We start from the raw sequence: 18,805 nt of genomic DNA, 5'->3' as shown, positions 1-18,805 counted from the left end.
TAACGAGCGGATCGGGAAAATGTCAGAGACACTGTTCAAGCGTAGCGATTTCAGCGCGAAAATTTTGGAAGTTTTGGATCATGTCGAGTATCGCCGCGTCGAAAGCAGCGAAGACATGGAGCAGGTGGAACGCCTGCGCTACAAGGCTTACAAGGCCCACGACGTGCTCGCGCTCGCCCCGAAGGGACTGCTTGACGACAGCGATTTCGACAGCCACGCCTATATCTTCGGCCTGTATTATTATGGGGAACTGGTCAGCACCATCCGGGTTCATTATGTGACACCGGAGCATCGCCTCAGCCAATCCGGCGGCGCCTTTCCCGAGGCGATGGACGAGCTTCTGGATGCGGGGCTGACGCTGATCGATCCGGCGCGTTTCGCGGCCGATCCCGAACTCACCGCCGATTTGCCCTGGGTTCCCTATCTGACTCTGCGGCCGACCATCGTCGCAGCCGCGTATTTCCGCGCGGACCGCGTTCTCCAGTTCGTTCGGCCGCCGCATGCAGCCTTCTACAAGCGGGTCTTCTATGCCGACACGGTCGTGCCCGGCCGGCTGGCGAAGAATTACGGGATCGACATGACGCTGATGGCGACGAATGTGATCGAGGTCGGGCGCAAGCTGCTGACGCGTTATCCCTTCTTCATCTCCAGCGCCAGTGAGCAGCGGATGATGTTTTCGCGCAATCCCAACGACACATTGCCACCGCTCACCATCATTCCGACGGCGCGCTTCGTGCCGCAAGGCGAACTCGGCACCGACCTGCCGCTGTGATCACGGCGCCGCGGGCTTGAGGCTTGTTCCAGCCCCAGGACATGGCGGTTATCAAGCGCGTCTGCGGCATTCTCATGCATTGCGCTTTCGCCTGTCATTGTGTAATCCCTGCAGGCAGGGACTTCCCGCGCCTGGGCGCGGGAATCAGGCAGCGCAGAGGCATTTCAGGGAGACGATATTTATGGCCGAACATCATACCGGACCGGTCGAGACCGGGGCACCGATGGATTACAAGGAACATGAAAAGACCTACGACATGTTCATCACCGCCACGAAATACGGCTCGATGCTTCTCATCGTCCTCCTGCTTGCGATGACCGCAGGTTTCTTCGGCGGCGCCGGCCTTCTCGGCGGCCTCTTCGTCTTCATCATTCTTCTCGCTGCCGGCGTCTTCCTGGTCCGCTGATCGCGGCAAAGGGGGGAGGGCTTCGCCGAAGCTTGTCACTGAAGCGCGTCGCGATCGGTCAGATTCGCTGCTCGCGCTTCAGGTCTTTATTTTCTCGCATATCGTTATCGCAGAACCGCCGGACAGTTTTGCGCGACATGCTTTAGGTGCTTGGCCTGCGCAGGGAAGCCTGCGGCGGTCTGGCTGACCCGGAGGAGGGGGCAGTTGGGCAATATCGTTTTCGTTGCTAGGGAAATTGCGGGTGAGGAGACGCGCGTCGCGGCCTCCGCCGAGACCGTGAAGAAGATGAAAAGTTTCGGCTTCGACATCGTCGTCGAAGCCGGTGCCGGTGCGGCGTCGCGTGTTCCGGACGGAGAGTTCGAGGCTGCGGGCGCCAGGATCGGCAGTTTTGCCGATGCAGCCTCCGCCGACGTCGTGCTGAAGGTGCGCCGCCCGACCGAACAGGAAATCTCGGGCTATAAAAGCGGTGCCGTGGTCATCGCCATCATGGATCCCTACGGTAATGACGAAGCGATCGCGGCGCTGGCAGGCGCCGGCCTCTCGGCTTTCGCGATGGAACTGATGCCGCGCATTACCCGCGCCCAGTCCATGGATGTGCTGTCGTCCCAGGCCAATCTCGCCGGCTATCAGGCCGTCATCGAGGCGGCGGCGGTCTATGACCGCGCCATGCCGATGATGATGACGGCTGCCGGCACTGTGCCGGCCGCCAAGGTCTTCGTCATGGGCGCCGGCGTCGCCGGTCTTCAGGCGATCGCCACCGCACGGCGCCTGGGTGCTGCGGTCTCGGCCACCGACGTGCGCCCGGCCGCCAAGGAGCAGGTGGCCTCGCTCGGGGCCAAGTTCATCGCCGTCGAGGACGAGGAGTTCAAGGCGGCGGAAACGGCCGGCGGCTATGCCAAGGAAATGTCTGCCGACTATCAGGGCAAGCAGGCCGCACTCGTGGCCGAACATATCGCCAAGCAGGATATCGTCATCACCACCGCGCTGATCCCCGGCCGCGCGGCGCCGCGGCTCGTTTCGCGCGCCATGCTTGCCGCGATGAAGCCGGGCGCGGTCGCCGTCGACCTCGCGGTCGAGCGCGGCGGCAATATCGAGGGCGTCGTCGCCGGCGAGATCGCCGATGTCGACGGCGTCAAGGTGATCGGTTTCGCCAATATGCCGGGCCGGGTCGCGGCCAGCGCTTCGGCGCTCTACGCCAAGAACCTCGTCACCTTCCTGGAGACCATGGTCAACAAGGAAAGCCGGAGCGTCGTCGTCAACCTCGACGACGAGCTCGTCAAGGCGACGATGCTGACCTATGCCGGCGACGTGGTTCATCCCGCCTTCGGCGGCGCGAAGAAGGGAGATCTGTGATGGCCAGTGAAGCAATGGACAGAGCGCTGGAACAGCTCGACCAGGCGGTGACCGCCGTTGTCACCGCGGCGGCCCATGCACCTGAGGCGGCCAGTGCTGCGACCGGCGGGGCGATCGATCCCTTCGTCTTCCAACTGGCGATCTTCGTGTTGTCGATCTTCGTCGGGTATTATGTCGTGTGGTCGGTGACGCCGGCGCTGCACACGCCGCTGATGGCGGTCACCAATGCAATCTCCTCCGTCATCGTCGTCGGCGCGCTTCTGGCGGTCGGCATCTCGACAAGCGGGCTTGCGACCGGCTTCGGCTTCGTGGCGCTCGTGCTCGTCTCAGTGAACATATTCGGCGGCTTCCTCGTGACGCAGCGGATGCTCTCGATGTACCGCAAGAAAGACCGGTGAGGAACCGATGACCAATATCGCAGCCTTCCTCTACCTCGTCTCCGGCGTTCTCTTCATCCTGGCACTGCGGGGTCTCTCGCATCCGGCCACCAGCCGCAGGGGCAATCTCTACGGCATGATCGGGATGGGGATCGCCATCCTGACGACGCTGGTACTGGCGACGCCCAATTTCGGCGGCTTCGTGCTGATCATCCTCGGCCTTGCCATCGGCGGCAGCGTCGGCGCCTATGTCGCCCGCACCATCGCCATGACCTCGATGCCGCAACTCGTCGCCGGCTTTCATTCGCTGGTCGGCCTTGCCGCCGTCCTGGTCGCGGCCTCGGCGCTCTATACCCCCGCCTCCTTCGGCATCGGCGAGATCGGCCAGATCCATACCGAGGCGCGCGTCGAGATGGCGCTCGGCGTGGCGATCGGAGCGCTGACCTTCACCGGCTCGATTATTGCCTTCCTGAAGCTCGACGGGCGCATGTCCGGCAAGCCGATCCTGCTGCCTTACCGGCATGTGATCAACGCGACCCTGCTGGTGCTGATCGTGCTGTTCATCATCGGGCTTGCCGCCACCGAAAGCCATTTCGACTTCTGGGCCGTTGTGGCGCTGTCGCTGGCGCTCGGCGTTCTGCTTATCGTGCCGATCGGCGGCGCCGATATGCCGGTCGTCGTCTCGATGCTGAATTCCTATTCCGGATGGGCTGCGGCCGGCATCGGCTTCACGCTCGGCAATCTGGCGCTGATCATCACCGGCGCTCTTGTCGGTTCTTCCGGCGCCATTCTTTCCTACATCATGTGCAAGGGCATGAACCGCTCCTTCGTCTCCGTCATCCTCGGCGGCTTCGGCGGCGAGACGGCATCCGGCGGGCCGGACACTTCAGACAAGACCGTCAAGCTCGGCTCGGCCGAGGATGCGGCCTATCTGATGGCCAATGCATCGAAGGTCATCATCGTGCCGGGATACGGCATGGCGGTCGCCCAGGCCCAGCATGCGTTGCGCGAACTCGCCGACAATCTGAAGAAGAACGGCGTCGAAGTGAAATATGCGATCCACCCGGTCGCCGGCCGCATGCCCGGCCACATGAACGTGCTGCTCGCCGAAGCCAGTGTTCCCTATGACGAGGTCTTCGAACTCGAGGATATCAATTCGGAATTCGCCCAGGCCGACGTCGCCTATGTCATCGGCGCCAATGACGTCACCAATCCGGCGGCGCGCGACGACAAGACCTCGCCGATCTACGGCATGCCGATCCTCGACGTCGACCGGGCAAAGACCTGCCTGTTCGTCAAACGCTCGCTCGGCTCGGGTTATGCCGGCATCGACAACACGCTGTTCTACAAGGACGGCACGATGATGCTGCTCGGCGACGCGAAGAAAATGACCGAGGATATCAACAAGGCGATCGCGCATGGGTGACGCCGATACAGCCGCCCCTCGGGCGGCTGTTCGATTGAGGGGGATGGCCTGTGCCGTCATACCTCGCCCGGCACGAGCGTCATCTTCTCGACCCCGATGGCAAGGTTCAGCCCTTCCTGGGCCTGGACATTCAGCGGCTGCAACATGAACGCCTTGTTGGTGCCCCCGGCGATCACCTTGGCGCCGGCGCCTGCACCGATGCTCGCATCCGCCCCGACGCCGTAATATTCGCCGGCCAGCGCGTATTGCGGCATATCCGTGCCGGTTTTTGCCAGCACCTGCCAGATCATCACGCTCTTGCCGGTTTGGCCGATGTCGAGGCCGAACTTCTCGATTTTACCGGCATACACAGCCTTGGCGCCGCCCGATGCCGGCGTATAGGTGCAGATAAGGTTCTTTTGCGAGGTGATGATCAGACCCTGGCCGCCATCCGATCCGCAGACCAGGCGGCCAAGCGTGACATAGTTTTCCGCGCCGGCCTGATTTGCCCAGGCAGCGGCCGCCAGAGTAGCGGCTGCGATCATCGTTTGCTTGAACATGATCTTTCTCCTTGAGAACGACCTGTTCGAAACGGGTAGGGGTGGCGATTGTTCCGGGAGTTATTCCCGCTCTAGCGTGGCGCGCTGCGCCGTCAGCACCCACAACAGTCCCTCGGGCCGGAAATCGACCTGCACCGTGCCGCGGAAGGCGGAGGCGGCATGCGCCTTGATGACGGTCGTGCCGAAGCCAGAGCGGGTCGGTTCTACCACAGGCGGGCCGCCGCGCTCCTCCCAGGTGAAGCGGAGCAGGGCGTCCGGCTTGTCCTCCTCCCTGACATCGTGCCATTCGAAGCGGACACGTCCTTGCGGGACGGAGAGCGCACCATATTTCACCGAATTGGTGGCGAGTTCATGCAGGGCAAGGCCGAGATTCTGCACAGCATCGGGCTTCAGCACGAAGTCTTTGCCTGTGATTTCGATCTGTTCATGCGATTGCGGAAAGGCCTGCAGGTGAATGTCGACAACCCGCCGCAGCGATACGCCTCCCCATTGCTCGCTGGTCAGAAGCTCGATCGAACGCCCCAACCCCTCGAGACGATCGGCGACGGCGGCCTGGAAGGTCTGGACGCTGTCGGCCTGTTTGGCGAGCTGGCGCATCATTGCCTGGGCCAGCGTCAGAAGGTTTTTGGTGCGGTGGACGAGCTCGTGCATGACGAAGCGCAGCCGGTCCTCGGTCTGGCTGCGATCGAAGGAGGCATTCGAAAGGGCGATCGCCACCTGGTTCGCCTCGATGACGCTGGTCTCGACCGGCGAGACGATATGGCCTTCACCCATGCGGTCGGCCATTTCGGCGATATCGCGGATGGTGGTGCGCACCTGTCTTGCGACTGCATAGGCGCCGAGCACCGCCACGAGCACCAGAGCCACGCCGCCGATGATGAGGAAACGCCAGGTGCTGAGGATCGATGCCTGGGCGATCGGTCCCCAGATCACCGTTTTCCACGACCAACCGGGAATCCTGGAATAACCGAGCAGCATGTGCGGCAGGATCGTCTCGTCCTGGAAGACGCCGCGTGATGCGGTGAACGCCGGCAGGATGCGCGGATCGAAGGGCGTACCGGGTTCGAGATTGGCGGGGCCGGTGGCGGCGACGACGTGGCCGCTCTGATCGATGACGGCGGCCGACCAGCCGGGAGCGAGCCCCTCGGTCGTCACCAGTTTGCCGAGATCCTTGGCGTCCTGGGTAATGATCAGGGCTGCGACGGGATCATTCTTCCGCGGCAGGGTGACGTTATAGACCCAGTCGCCGCTGGTGCGGCCGCGAAAGACGTCGGAGGCCTCGATGCGACCGGAAGTCATGACTTCCTGGAGGGCCGGGATGTTCGCTATCTCGCCGAGCGGAGTGCCGAACGCCCGGCGCGTATTCAAGAGTTGCTGGCCGGCGCGGTCGACGGCGATGACGAACAGCGTATTGTCTCTGAGGGCCGTTTCCGTGCGCTGATGGAAGGCGGCGAGATTGCCGTCTTCGAGTTCCGGTGAACTCGAAAGCAGTCGCAGCGTCGTCGCCATGTCCTGAAGCTGGCGGTCGATGATGCGTGACAGGGCGAGCGCATCCTGGGCCGTCTCACGCTTCAGCGTCGAGCGCTGATTGTCTTCCAGCTGCAGCAGAAGCAGCGCCACGAAGGCGAAGATCGGCACTGCGATCGCCACCGCCATGGCGACGAGATAGGTGCCGATCGAGGCCTTGGGAAAGAACAGTGCGACGATTTTCATTTGTTGCGCCACATCACATGCAGCGGGCAACGGTTTTTGCGAGCGGTCAGGAAAGCAAAGATCCGCATCTCTCGCAAGCCGCCCTCAAACTGGTTCGAACGCCCGATAGCAGGCTATCGAAGCAGCGCCATGTTAGGGGGAGCAGGAGCAGGTTGCAACATACTATGATATGTCATCGAGGACGACGGCAGTTTTTCGGCTTCTCGTTTCGAGGCCGTGCGGCGGCCGATATTTCGGCCGCCCGTTTCATGTCCTTAGCCGGCTGAAGCGCCGACGCGGGTGAGGCCATCGCGGGCCGGCTGGTACTTGGGATCGAGGCCGACGGCATGGCGATAGGACCGGGCGGCCTTCGCCTTGTCGCCGCGCCGCTCGTAGACGAGCGCCTGGTTGGCCCAGGATTCGGCGATGTTGCCATTGAGTTCGATCGCGTGGTTGAAATCGGCAAAGGCGTTGTCGTTGTCGTTCAGCGCGATGTAGGAAATGCCGCGGCCATTATAGGGCTCGGGCGAATTCGGCGCGAGCGAGATCGCCTTCGAGAAATCGTCGATCGCCTTGTCCTGCTGATTGCGCTTCTGATAGATCAGGCCACGATTATGATAGGCGCGCCCATCGGTGGTGCCGAGTTGGATCGCCTTGTCGAAATCGTTGAAGGCCTGGTCGTCCTGGCCGGCCATGCGATAGACGTTGCCGCGGCCGATATAGGCGACGTCGTAGCTCGGATTGATCTGCAGCGCGGCATTGTAATCGCTGATCGCCTGGGCCTGCTGGCCCATGTTGCGATAGACCAGGGCGCGGTTGGCATAGGCCTGGAAGAACCGCGGATTGATCTGCAATGCAGTGTTGAAATCGTTCAGCGCCTGACGGAACTGGCCGCCGCGGCCATAGGCGGAACCGCGGACGTTGTAGCCTTCGGGATCCTTGGGATTGGCGTTGATGACAGCCGTCAGCGAGGCGATATTTTCTTCCGAACCCTGCGCCTTGTCGATGCGGATCACGGCATCCGTGGTGTTTGTCGTCTCACAGCCGGCAAGGCCGAACATTGCCGCCAGCGCCAAAGCGGGCAGGAATGCGGTTTTCTGCAGGCGCCAGGCGCGGGACGGATTGAAGGTGTTGACAGCCATTCGGGCTCGCTTTCCCCATGCGGCATATCCGATACCGGGATATGCGATCTTCAGCGGCAAACTAAAAAAGGCGGTGGCGAACCCATCGCCCCCGCCACAATGCATCTGAAAACGTCGAAAAAACGACGGCAACGCTCAGCGTGCGACCAGACCTTCGCGCTGGGCGCGCTTGCGGGCCAGCTTGCGAACGCGGCGAACAGCCTCGGCCTTTTCGCGCGCACGCTTCTGCGACGGCTTCTCGTAGTAGTCGCGCATCTTCATTTCGCGGAAAATGCCTTCACGCTGCATCTTCTTCTTGAGAGCGCGGAGAGCCTGATCGACATTGTTATCGCGGACAAGTACCTGCACGAGAATCACGTTCCTTTGGTTGGTGATGCCTGCGGCGGCGCAGCGCCAGGGGCAAAAATATAACGTTCGCGCGGCCGCAGCCTTGCGATTGGTGATGCGGGATAGCAGATCGGGTATTGGAAGTCCAGATGGATATGGGAAGCGGGTGGAAAAATCACGCTTGCCCCTATCCGGTCACGATCCGGCCGCCCCGGGCGCGGTTTCATCAAGTGCGGCGATCGCCTCCTTGAGAGCCGTCCTGACCCGGAGGCGATCGGCCGGCTCCAGCCGGCTCATATCCAGATGCAGGTCGAGGCCCGACAGGTGTTCGCTGAGCACGCGGCTCTTATGGTCGGCCCCGAGCGTCAGCCCATCCACCGCATAGGGCACGATCTCGCGCTGTATGCCCTTCATCGTGATCGGCGGCAGCGGGTGCGCGTCGACGATTTCGGTCACCAGCGCATAGGTTTCGTAGCTGATGACGATTTGTCCGCCCTGGGCGATCGATTGCAGCCGGGCTGCGAGATTGGCCTCCGCCCCGATGATCGTATAGTCCATTCGGTCGCTGCTGCCGAAATTGCCGACATTGCAATAACCGCTGTTGATGCCCATTCGGACGACGAAAGGCTCTTCGGTGCCGTTTCTGCGCCATCTGTCCTTGAGTTCGCCGAGACGGCGCTGCATGTCGACGGCCATGCGCAGGCAGGCTTTCGCGTCCTCCTCCGGACCTTTGGTTTCCGGGTCGCCGAAAAACACCAGCATCGCGTCGCCGATGAACTTGTCCACCGTGCCGCCATGTTCCAGGGCAATGTTCGACATCTCCGTCAGATATTCGTTGAGCATCTCCGTCAGCGCTTCCGGCTGCAGGCGCTCGGTGGTCGCGGTGAAATCCTTGATGTCGGAGAAGAAGATCGTCAGGCGCTTGCGCTCGGTGTGAACGACGACGTCCTTCTGCCCGGAGAAGATGCTTTTGTAGATCTGCGGCGAGAGATAGCGCGAAATCTTCAGGGAAACGCTGGCCAGAAACTCGTTCGCCGCTTCCAGATCCAGGTTGGCACTATGGATCGCACGCGTTTGCTGCCGCTGGAGCAGAATGAAGCTGATGCCGATGAGAGCGACGAACAGGAAATAACAGAGCAGATATTTGAAGGCGAAGACGTTGCTCACATAGGGCTGCCGGATGATGACTTCCTGAATGCCGCGCACATCGCCGACTTTCCAATCGGTTTTCGGGCTTTCGGGATGGGTATTGTGGCAGGCAACGCAGGCCTGGCCCATGACGACAGGGGTGATGAGCCGCAAGGTATCGGTCAGGCCGACACGGGTGAGGTCGTTCAGCGTCTGCTGCGGATTGGCGCGCAGCGCGGCGAGCGCTTTGCTCTCGAAATCGTCGAGCTCGTGGGATGCGCGGCTCTTGAATGGCAGGTCGGAGACGAAACGATAGGTGATATTGGCCTGCTGCTCCTTGATGACGTCGCCGAGTTCCAGGGAAAGGGTGGCCGGCAGCGGAATGGCGCCTGGTATATTCGCGTAATTGTGGGAGACGGTCGTGCCCTCGGTCGCACCGCTGGCGTGGGCGGCGAGAACACGGCCCACGACGTTGGCGGAATAATAGGAGCGGATGCTCGATATCAGCGAGCTCATGTCGCGCGCCTGACGCCGCAGGGTATTTCCCGAAAGATCGCTGATATCGAGCCAGACGGCCAGCGGCAGTCCCGCGAGCATTGCCAGCACGACGACTATCAGCCAATAGCCGCTCCGGCGCGCGGCGGTTTCGGAAATCACGGCGACCCCTCGTTCTTCTCTGGAAAGGCATTCGATTTTCGATCGCTACAAGAACATTTCGCCGGCTGCCCGGCAAGATCGAAGCCCTACCATCCCCTGTCATTCCGGCAAAAGCCCGGCCAAAACTTAAGGCGTAGCGCGGCCCATTGAAAGAGAAGGCCCGGACGGCATGTGCGAATGGCGTTTGGAGCGAAAGCGGCGTAGCCTGCCGGCAGGTGCGGGCGGTTCTGCGGGCCGTGGAAGGGACACCCGGTGAGTTCATGACGCGCGTCCAGCAAATCGGTGTCGTTATCGGCCTGGCGATCGTGGCGCTGCTCACGATCCTGCGGGCAGAAGATCCCGGGATTTTCAAGCTGATCCGCGGTGTGACCTTCGACGAATATCAGCGGCTGGTTCCGAGGACGTTCCAGCCGATGCCGGTCCGCGTCATCGATATCGACGAGGCCTCGTTGCGCGAGTTCGGACAATGGCCCTGGCCGCGGGACCGGCTTGCCCTGCTGGTGGACCGGCTTTCCCAAATGGGCGCTTCCGCCATCGCCTTCGATATTCTGTTTTCCGAGCCGGACCGGCTGTCGCCGCGCAATGTCGTGCGCGAGGCCGCCGGGGTCGATCCTTCGCTTGCCGAGAAGCTGCCCGATAATGACGAGATATTCGCCCGGTCGATTGCCGAGAAGCCCGTCGTGCTCGGCTTCGGCCTTTCCAACGAGGGCAATTACCGGCCGCCGGTCAAAGCGGGCTTCGCCTTCACCGGCGAAAGCCCGGTCGAGGCGCCGCCCTATCTCGGCGCCTCGACGCCGCTCAGGCCGCAATTGGAGGCGAATGCGGCGGGGCTCGGCCATATCAGCCTCAATCCCGGCAATCCCTCGCCGGTGGTGCGGGCGGTTCCGCTGTTTTTGACCGACGGCCAGCAGCTCTATCCCAATCTCGCGATCGAGGCGCTGCGCGTCGCGCAGGGGGTCTCGACCTATGTTCTGTCGGGCGCGCCCGATCGCGCCGGGATCATGACATCGGCAAAGATCGGCGATTTCATCGTGCCGCTGACGGCGGCGGGCGAACTCTGGCTCTATGTCACGCCCGATCGGGCCGAGCGTTATATATCCGCCCGGCAGGTGCTTGCGGCCGAAGGGGCCTCTCCCGAGGTCGCGGCGGCGATCGACGGCAGCATCGTCTTCGTCGGCACGTCGGCGGCCGGCCTGCAGGACATCCGTGTCACGGCGCTCGGCGAGAACGTTCCCGGTGTTTCGCTGCATGCGCAGGCGGTCGAGCAGATCCTATCGGGCCAGTTCCTGTCGCGGCCGGACTGGGCGGATGGGATGGAAATCCTGACGATCGCCGTGCTCGGCTGCCTGCTCGTCGTGGTGACGACCTTCGTCAGCCCCGCCGTCGCGCTGATCTGCGGCCTGCTGATCACGGCCATGGCACTTGTCGCCTCCTGGCTCTCCTTTCTCTATGCCGGGCTTCTTTTCGATCCGCTGGCGCCGATCGTCAGCGGGTCGATCATCCATTTTGCTGCGACCTCCTTCCGGATCCTGGTGATCGACCGGGAGCGGCGTGAGGTGCGGCGCGCCTTCGGGCATTATCTTTCGCCATCGCTGCTTCATCGTATCGAGCATACCCGCGATGCCTTGCGCCTCGGCGGCGACGACCGCGAACTGACGGTCATGTTCGTCGATGTCCGGAATTTCACCGAGATCAGCGAGCGGCTGGCGCCGACCGATGTCGTCGCCTTCCTGAATACGCTGCTCGATGCGCTGAGCCGCCATGTGGTGGGCAATGAAGGCACGCTCGACAAATTTATCGGCGATTCGATCATGGCGTTCTGGAATGCGCCCGTCGACGTGGCCGATCATGAAACCAAGGCTGTCCGGGCAGCGCTTGCCATGCGCGAGACGCTCGCCGAATTGAACGCCGGCGACGCCTTCGGCTTCGGGCCCGGACAACCGGTCGGTATCGGCATCGGCATCCATACCGGCCTTGCCTGCGTCGGCAATATGGGGGCCAAGACGCGCTTCAACTATTCGGCGGTCGGCGATGCCGTCAATGTCGCGGCGCGCATCGAGTCATGCTGCAAGGAGGTCGGCTTCGATATCCTCATCTCCGACAGCACGGCGCGGTCTGTGCGGGGAATGGCGCTGATCGCGGCCGGCGCCCTACCGCTCAAGGGAAAAAGCAGCCGGACGCAGATCCTTGCCGTCGTCGGCGATGAGCGGGTCGCGGAATCTCAGGAATTCGCCGCGCTAGAGGTCGTTCACAGGCAGTTGATGGAGGCCCTGCGATCACATTCGCGGAACAGCCGGAAGCTGATCGGTGCCGTCAAGCTCAGGGCGGTGCAGGTGACCGGCGCTCTGGCGGAATTCTACCAGCGCATATCCGGCAGGACCGATCATTTTCGCGAGGCGCCGGAGGGGAGCGAAAAGAGCGCCGCCGACTGACGGACTTCAGCGTCCGCGATGGAAATTCCGGCCCCTGTCGTTGGCGCGATCTCTGTCATGATCACGATCGCGGTATCCGTCATGATGGCGGTCATGGTCTTGATGATCGTCGCCGTGATTTCCCGGCTTGCCGTCGTTGTCATGCCGGCCATGGCCATCATGCTTGTCGGGCTTATCCGGCTTGTCGTGATGCGGCCTGTCATGATCCGGTTTGTCATGATGCGGTTTGTCGGGCTTGTTCGGCCGCTCCTTTTGCGGCTCGGCCTGTTTCTGCGGCGGATCCTGCTTTTGGGGCGCAGGCTCTATTGCCGGCGGCGGTTTTCTGTCTTTTCTCTCCGGCGCGACCGAGGCCATATTGCAGCCGCCGAGCATGCCAATGCCGCCTGCAAGCCGCTGATTGCCCGAAAGGAAAGGGAGCGCGCGGGGATTTCCGAGCGTATCGAGAATGCTGGGATCGACCCGGCGTGCCGCCGACATATTGCCGTTCGGCTTGGCCACCACGCAATCGCAGCGCTGTTGCAATTGCCGGCAGCCGCCCGGGCCGCAGAACTGGGCCGCGCCATTCAACAACACGACGGCGGTCGTGCCATCAGGGCCGACGTAGAAGTCGAAAGCGGTGCCGCGCACGCCGATCGTGCCGGCGGGTGTCAGGATCTGGTAGGCGGAGGAATTGGAGCTGCCGCTCACCCAGCGGAACGTGCCCTTTGCCGCTCTGATGGTGAGTTTCTTGACCGATTGGGAATCATCGAAAACATATTTGTCGATCACCACCGACGAGCCCCAGCCCACCGCGAGCTTCGTGCCGTCACGAAACAGAAACTGGCCAAGTCCCGAGGGCGATGTCTTGATGCGTTCGTTGCGATGGACGCTGGCGTCGACTTCGATGGGGCCGCTCTGTCCCGTCACCTCCGTCTTGATGACGACAGCCTGGCCGACCGGCTCGGCGGCGAGTGTCGGTTGCGCGACGGCAACCACAATGCAAAACGCCTGGAGTAATGAACGCCGACCCCACATGATACAAGAACCCCGGAAATATAGGGTGAATTAACATTTTAGTAACTGCTTGTCTTCTCGCCCACTTGGGCTAGGACCGGGCGGCGGGCCCGGGGGGAAAGTTGGTTTTGCCTTGTGCTGCCGAGCGGATTTCGCAAGCAGCGCACGATGTCGTCTAAAAACCGCGCCGTTTTCGGCATCATGTCGCTTAGTGTCAAAAGCAAAGCGTTCGGCTGTCGCAAAAGAACCGTTGTGCCGCATTTGGATTTGCGATTTGTATGGGCGCGGAGAACAGCCCTTTCCTGAAGGAGAAGAAGGCGGATGCGGAAATATTCGGTTTTTGCCGTGGCGAGGGAGGCCCTTCGTGGCCATAAGGGCTGGGAGAAGCAGTGGACTTCGCCGGAGCCGCGCGCCGAATACGACGTCGTCATTATCGGCGCTGGCGGTCACGGGCTGGGTGCGGCCTATTACCTCGCCAAGGAGCACGGCATCACCAATGTGGCGGTGATCGAAAAGGGCTGGCTCGGCGGCGGCAATACCGGGCGCAACACCACCATCATCCGCTCGAACTATCTCTATGAAGAGAGCATGCACATTTACGAGCATTCGATGAAGCTCTGGGAAGGGCTTTCTCAGGAGCTCAACTACAATGTGATGTATTCGCCGCGCGGCGTGATGATGCTCTCGCACAATATTCACGACCAGCAGTCGTTCAAGCGGCATATCCATGCCAACCGGCTCTACGGCATCGACAATGAATGGCTGACGCCGGAGCAGGCCAAGGCCTATTGCCCGCCGCTGGACATCTCGGCGAGCGCCCGCTACCCGATCAACGGCGCGGCGCTGCAGCGGCGCGGCGGCACGGCGCGGCACGACGCGGTTGCCTGGGGCTATGCGCGTGCGGCCTCGGACCGAGGCGTGCACATCATTCAGAATTGCGAAGTGACCGGCATCCGCCGCGGCCCCGATGGACGCGTGACCGGGGTCGAGACCTCGCGCGGCTTCATCGGCGCCAAAAAGGTCGCCGTGTCGGCCGCCGGCCATACGTCGACGATCATGAAGATGGCCGATGTGCGCGTGCCGCTACAATCGAGCCCGCTGCAGGCGCTGGTCTCCGAGCCGCTGAAGCCGATCTTTCCGTGCGTCGTCATGTCGAACACGGTGCATGCCTATATCTCCCAGTCCGACAAGGGAGAACTCGTCATCGGCGCAGGCACCGACCAGTATAATTCCTATTCGCAGACCGGCGGGCTACAGATCATCACCCATACGCTCGACGCCATCTGCGAGCTCTTCCCGATGTTCCGGCGCGTCAAGATGATGCGGCAATGGGGCGGCATCGTCGACAATACGCCGGACCGTTCGGCGATCCAGTCGAAGACGCCGGTTCCCGGGCTCTACGTCAATTGCGGCTGGGGCACCGGCGGCTTCAAGGCGACGCCGGGCTCGGCCAATCTCTTCGCGCATCTGATTGCCCGCGACGAACCGCACAAGTTCAATGCCGGGCTGACGCTGGAGCGTTTCCGCAGTGGCCGGCTGATCGACGAGGCGGCGGCGGCGGCGGTGGCGCACTGATGATGAGTGCTTTCCCAACGCTCGCTCCTTTCGTCGCTCACCCCCTCATCCGCCTTGCAGGCACCTTCTCCCCGCTGGGGAGAAGGGGAGGAGAAGGAAATCCTACATGCTGCTGATCCATTGCCCTTACTGTCAGGAAGAGCGCTCGGAGCTTGAATTCCGCGGCGCGGGTGACGCGCATATCGTGCGGCCCGCCGATATCGCCTCCGTCTCGGACGAGGAATTCGAGGCCTATTTCTTTCTGCGCGACAATCCGAAAGGCCTGATCTTCGAACGCTGGCGGCACATTCACGGCTGCGGGCGCTTCTTCAACGCGGCGCGCGATACGGTGAGCGACAAGTTCATCGTGACCTACAAGGCGGGTGAGCCGAAGCCTGAGATCGGTGCGGCGGCCGAGAAGCATGCGCCTGTCGAGACATATGAAGCCGTGGAAGGAGAGGCGCAATGAGCGGCGTGAACCGTATCGTCGGCAAGGGGCGCCTGACGCCGGCCAAAACCGCACGCTTCAGCTTCGACGGCGAGACCTATACCGCGCTGGAAGGCGATACGGTCGCCTCGGCGCTGATCGCCCACGGCGTGCATCTTCTGGGACGTTCGTTCAAATATCACCGGGCTCGCGGTATTCTTTCGGCCGGCGCCGAGGAGCCGAACGCGCTGATCGACGTCGCCCGCGATAAGGCGCGCAAGCAGCCGAACGTGCGCGCTACGGTGCAGGAAGTCTTCGACGGCATGATCGTCAACTCGCAGAATCGCTGGCCCTCGCTCGCCTTCGACGTCGGCGCGGTCAACAATCTGATGTCGCCGTTCTTCGCCGCCGGCTTCTACTACAAGACCTTCATGTGGCCGCGCGCCGCCTGGAAAAGCGTCTACGAACCGCTCATCCGTCGTGCCGCCGGCCTTGGCGTCGCGCCGACGGAGGAAGATCCGGATCATTATGCCAGCCGTTATGCCCATTGCGACGTGCTGGTGGTCGGCGCCGGCGTTGCCGGACTTTCGGCGGCCCTGGCCGCGGCCGGGACCGGTGCCAAGGTGATCCTCTGCGACGAGCAGGCGGAAGTCGGAGGCGCCTTGCGCTACGATTCCGGCGTGACGATCGACGGCCAGGAAGGTTATGCCTGGGCGCAGAAGGCCGTGGCGCGGCTGAAGGCGATGGACAACGTCGAAGTGCTGGTCCGCACCACCGCCTTCGGCTACTACAACCACAATTTCGTCGGTCTCGCCGAGCGCGTGACCGATCATATCGCCAAGCCCTCTCAAGATTTGCCGCGCGAACGGCTGTGGCAGGTGCGGGCCAAGCGAGTGATCCTCGCCAACGGCGCGATCGAGCGGCACATGGTATTTCCGAACAACGACCGGCCGGGCATCATGCTGGCTTCGGCGGCGCGGATGTATCTCAATCACTACGGCGTCGCCGTCGGAACCAAGGTAGGCATCTATACGGCGCATGACTCGGCCTATGAGGCGGCTTTCGATCTGAAACGATCAGGTGTTTCGATCGCTGCCATCGTCGATTGCAGGCAGGGGCCGGGAGCGGCGGTGCTGGAGGAGGCGCGTGCGCTCGGCATCGACGTCCTGACCGGGCAGTCGGTGATCAACACGGCGGGGCGGCTGCGCATCTCGTCGATGACGGTGGCGCGCAACGGCGGCGGTTCGCCGCGCAAGATCGCAGTCGATGCGCTGCTGGTTTCGGCCGGCTGGACGCCGTCGGTGCATCTGTTCTCGCAGTCGCGGGGCAAAGTGGCCTTCGATGCCGAAAGCCAGCGTTTCCTGCCCGGCACTTACGCGCAGGACTGCCTTTCGGTCGGCGCCTGCAACGGCACGGACGATCTGCAGCGGACGATCGAGGAATCGCTTGCCGCCGGCGAGCTGATGGCGCAGGCCACCGGCAAAAGCAGCGGCGAGAAGATCGCTATTTCGGCCGAGCAGGCCTATGACTGGACGGGCGGCATGATCGGCGCTGCCGAAGGCGCCGGCCCGAAGACCAACGCCAAGGCCTTCATCGATTTCCAGCACGACGTCTGCGCCAAGGATATCCGCCTCGCCGTGCGCGAGGGCATGCATTCGATCGAGCATATCAAGCGCTTCACGACCAACGGCATGGCCTCGGACCAGGGCAAGCTTTCCAACATGCACGGCCTGGCGATCGCCGCCGAAATGCTCGGCAAGGAGATCCCGCAGGTCGGGCTCACCACTTTCCGCGCGCCCTATACGCCTGTTACCTACGGTACGCTGGTCGGCCATTCGCGCGGAGAGCTGTTCGATCCGACGCGCAAGACGCCGCTGCACAACTGGGAAGAAGCGCATGGCGCCGTCTTCGAGGATGTCGGTAACTGGAAGCGTGCCTGGTTCTATCCGCAGGCGGGTGAGAACATGCACCAGGCGGTCGCCCGCGAATGCCGCACAGCCCGAGAGTCGGCCGGTATTTTCGACGCTTCGACGCTTGGCAAGATCGAGGTGGTGGGGCCGGATGCGGCGAGGTTCCTCAACCTCATCTACACCAATGCCTGGGACACGCTGAAGCCGGGCAAGGCCCGCTACGGCATCATGACCCGCGAAGACGGCTTCGTTTATGACGACGGCGTCGTCGGGCGACTGGCCGAGGATCGTTTCCATGTGACGACGACAACCGGCGGAGCGCCGCGCGTTCTTCACCACATGGAAGATTACCTGCAGACGGAATTCCCGGACCTGAAGGTATGGCTGACCTCGGTGACCGAGCAATGGGCGGTCATTGCCGTGCAGGGACCGAAGGCGCGCGAGATCGTCGAGCCGCTGGTCGAAGGGGTCGATCTTTCGAACGAGGCCTTCCCGCATATGAGCGTTGCCGAGTGCACGGTCTGCGGCGTGCCGGCGCGGCTCTTCCGGGTCTCCTTCACCGGCGAAATCGGTTTCGAAATCAACGTGCCGGCCGATTATGGCCAGTCGGTGCTCGAAGCCGTCTGGGCCAATGCCGAGCCGCTCGGCGCCTGCGTCTACGGCACGGAGACGATGCACGTTCTGCGCGCCGAGAAGGGCTACATCATCGTCGGCCAGGATACTGACGGGACGGTTACCCCGGATGACGCGGGCGTTGCCTGGGCCGTTTCGAAGAAGAAGAAGGACTTTGTCGGCATTCGTGGCCTGCAGCGTCCTGATCTCATCAAGGAAGGGCGCAAGCAGCTCGTCGGCCTTGTCACCAAGGATCCGAAGCTGGTGCTCGAGGAAGGCGCGCAGGTCGTCGCGAACCCGAACGAGCCGAAGCCGATGACCATGCTCGGCCACGTCACCTCGTCCTACTGGTCGGAAAACTGCGGCCGGTCGATTGCCTTCGCGCTCGTCGCCGGCGGCCGGGCGCGGATGGGCGAGACGCTCTACGTGCCGATGCCGGATCGGACGATCGCCGTCGAGGTGACGGATCTGGTGTTCTTTGACAAGGAAGGAGGCCGCATCCATGGCTGATGTCGCAATTCGCAAGCCTGTGCTTGCCGGCCGTCTCGGCGGCTCCGCCACGGTTCGGTTGACCATCGCACCCACCGCAAGCCGGGTGGCGCTGCGCGCGCCGGCGGGTTCGCTTGCCGCGCTTTCCAAAGCGCTCGGCCTGTCCGTCCCGACCGTCCCGAAAACATCGGGGCGGGCCGGCGCCCGATCGGTGCTCTGGATCGGGCCAGACGAATGGCTTGTCATCGACGAGGACGGGGCCGATCTGATGACGGTGCTTTCCGGGGTCAGTGCCGTGCATTCGGCGACCGACGTTTCGCACCGCAATCTCGCGATCATCGTCTCGGGACCGGGTGCGGAAAAAACGCTTGCCGCCGGCTGCCCGCAGGATCTGTCGTTGTCTTCCTTCCCGGTCGGAGCAGCGTCGCGGACGATCCTCGGCAAGGCGGAGATCGTGCTTCTGCGCACGGATAAAGACACGTTCCGGGTGGAGTGCTGGCGGTCGTTTTCGGACTTCGTCTTCGGGCTGCTGAACGAGGCGGCTCATGATGCCGGCCATTGAAGCCGGG

16 protein-coding genes are annotated in these 18,805 nt (G+C 62.9%); 10 read left to right on the top strand and 6 right to left on the bottom strand.

The window, feature by feature from the left end; all coding sequences use genetic code 11:
- Nucleotides 1-19 precede the first annotated feature (19 nt).
- The 5 genes from AF337_RS28235 (at nucleotide 20) to AF337_RS28215 (ending at nucleotide 4,334) form a co-directional block, all read left to right on the top strand.
- Complete coding sequence (locus AF337_RS28235) at nucleotides 20-772, top strand: N-acyl amino acid synthase FeeM domain-containing protein (RefSeq protein ID WP_007631761.1); 753 nt, start codon at nucleotides 20-22, stop codon at nucleotides 770-772.
- A 181-nt stretch (nucleotides 773-953) separates the two neighbouring features.
- Nucleotides 954-1,178 (top strand): aa3-type cytochrome c oxidase subunit IV, encoded by a 225-nt coding sequence (locus AF337_RS28230; RefSeq protein ID WP_049734747.1) that lies wholly within the window; start codon nucleotides 954-956, stop codon nucleotides 1,176-1,178.
- A 204-nt stretch (nucleotides 1,179-1,382) separates the two neighbouring features.
- Nucleotides 1,383-2,531, top strand: a complete 1,149-nt coding sequence (locus AF337_RS28225) for a Re/Si-specific NAD(P)(+) transhydrogenase subunit alpha (protein WP_049734746.1) — start codon at nucleotides 1,383-1,385, stop codon at nucleotides 2,529-2,531.
- A complete protein-coding gene (locus tag AF337_RS28220; protein ID WP_007631757.1) occupies nucleotides 2,531-2,929 on the top strand; it encodes a proton-translocating transhydrogenase family protein in 399 nt (132 codons plus the stop codon). Before AF337_RS28225 ends, AF337_RS28220 begins: the two co-directional genes overlap by 1 nt.
- A 7-nt stretch (nucleotides 2,930-2,936) precedes the next feature.
- Nucleotides 2,937-4,334 carry an NAD(P)(+) transhydrogenase (Re/Si-specific) subunit beta gene (locus tag AF337_RS28215; RefSeq protein ID WP_049734745.1) on the top strand — a complete coding sequence of 466 codons (1,398 nt, stop codon included), beginning with the start codon at nucleotides 2,937-2,939 and terminating at the stop codon, nucleotides 4,332-4,334.
- 56 nt (nucleotides 4,335-4,390) lie between these two features.
- Here AF337_RS28215 and AF337_RS28210 read toward each other — a convergent pair whose 3' ends face one another.
- The 5 genes from AF337_RS28210 to AF337_RS28190 all read right to left on the bottom strand — a co-directional run bounded on the left by AF337_RS28210 (nucleotide 4,391) and on the right by AF337_RS28190 (nucleotide 9,819).
- Complete coding sequence (locus AF337_RS28210; RefSeq protein ID WP_049734744.1) at nucleotides 4,391-4,873, bottom strand: DUF992 domain-containing protein; 483 nt, start codon at nucleotides 4,871-4,873, stop codon at nucleotides 4,391-4,393.
- 60 nt (nucleotides 4,874-4,933) lie between these two features.
- Entirely contained in the window at nucleotides 4,934-6,586 is a 1,653-nt protein-coding gene (locus AF337_RS28205; RefSeq protein ID WP_049734743.1) for a sensor histidine kinase, read from the bottom strand.
- Nucleotides 6,587-6,840: 254 nt separating this feature from the next.
- Nucleotides 6,841-7,707: a tetratricopeptide repeat protein gene (locus AF337_RS28200; RefSeq protein WP_049734742.1), complete on the bottom strand. Its 867-nt coding sequence runs from the start codon at nucleotides 7,705-7,707 to the stop codon at nucleotides 6,841-6,843.
- A gap of 135 nt (nucleotides 7,708-7,842) precedes the next feature.
- Nucleotides 7,843-8,055, bottom strand: coding sequence for a 30S ribosomal protein S21 (gene rpsU / locus AF337_RS28195; RefSeq protein ID WP_003585885.1), 213 nt, complete (start codon nucleotides 8,053-8,055; stop codon nucleotides 7,843-7,845).
- Nucleotides 8,056-8,229: 174 nt separating this feature from the next.
- Nucleotides 8,230-9,819, bottom strand: coding sequence for an adenylate/guanylate cyclase domain-containing protein (locus tag AF337_RS28190; protein ID WP_049734741.1), 1,590 nt, complete (start codon nucleotides 9,817-9,819; stop codon nucleotides 8,230-8,232).
- Between the two features lie 260 nt (nucleotides 9,820-10,079).
- On the opposite strand from AF337_RS28190, the gene AF337_RS28185 reads away from it, so the two are divergent.
- Complete coding sequence (locus tag AF337_RS28185; protein ID WP_049734740.1) at nucleotides 10,080-12,251, top strand: CHASE2 domain-containing protein; 2,172 nt, start codon at nucleotides 10,080-10,082, stop codon at nucleotides 12,249-12,251.
- Between the two features lie 6 nt (nucleotides 12,252-12,257).
- Here the strand turns inward: AF337_RS28185 and AF337_RS28180 are convergent, their stop codons facing one another.
- The gene (locus AF337_RS28180) at nucleotides 12,258-13,265 is read right to left on the bottom strand and encodes a FecR family protein (protein WP_049734739.1); all 1,008 of its coding nucleotides are present in this window, start codon (nucleotides 13,263-13,265) and stop codon (nucleotides 12,258-12,260) included.
- A 300-nt stretch (nucleotides 13,266-13,565) separates the two neighbouring features.
- Here AF337_RS28180 and AF337_RS28175 point away from each other — a divergent pair, with 300 nt between their 5' ends.
- From AF337_RS28175 to AF337_RS28160, 4 genes are all read left to right on the top strand, one after another.
- On the top strand, nucleotides 13,566-14,819 hold the full coding sequence (locus AF337_RS28175) for a sarcosine oxidase subunit beta family protein (RefSeq protein WP_049734738.1): 1,254 nt from the start codon (nucleotides 13,566-13,568) through the stop codon (nucleotides 14,817-14,819).
- A 106-nt stretch (nucleotides 14,820-14,925) separates the two neighbouring features.
- Entirely contained in the window at nucleotides 14,926-15,267 is a 342-nt protein-coding gene (locus tag AF337_RS28170) for a sarcosine oxidase subunit delta (protein ID WP_049734737.1), read from the top strand.
- Entirely contained in the window at nucleotides 15,264-18,257 is a 2,994-nt protein-coding gene (locus tag AF337_RS28165) for a sarcosine oxidase subunit alpha (RefSeq protein WP_049734736.1), read from the top strand. The genes AF337_RS28170 and AF337_RS28165 overlap by 4 nt, the downstream gene beginning before the upstream one ends.
- On the top strand, nucleotides 18,250-18,798 hold the full coding sequence (locus AF337_RS28160; RefSeq protein ID WP_049734735.1) for a sarcosine oxidase subunit gamma: 549 nt from the start codon (nucleotides 18,250-18,252) through the stop codon (nucleotides 18,796-18,798). Before AF337_RS28165 ends, AF337_RS28160 begins: the two co-directional genes overlap by 8 nt.
- The last annotated feature ends 7 nt before the right edge of the window (nucleotides 18,799-18,805 follow it).

The sequence above is a fragment of the Rhizobium ecuadorense genome (genome assembly GCF_001187535.1).
Lineage (GTDB): Bacteria > Pseudomonadota > Alphaproteobacteria > Rhizobiales > Rhizobiaceae > Rhizobium > Rhizobium ecuadorense.
Note: the sequence above shows the minus strand (reverse complement) of the source record. Positions and strands in the feature narration are given on the sequence as shown.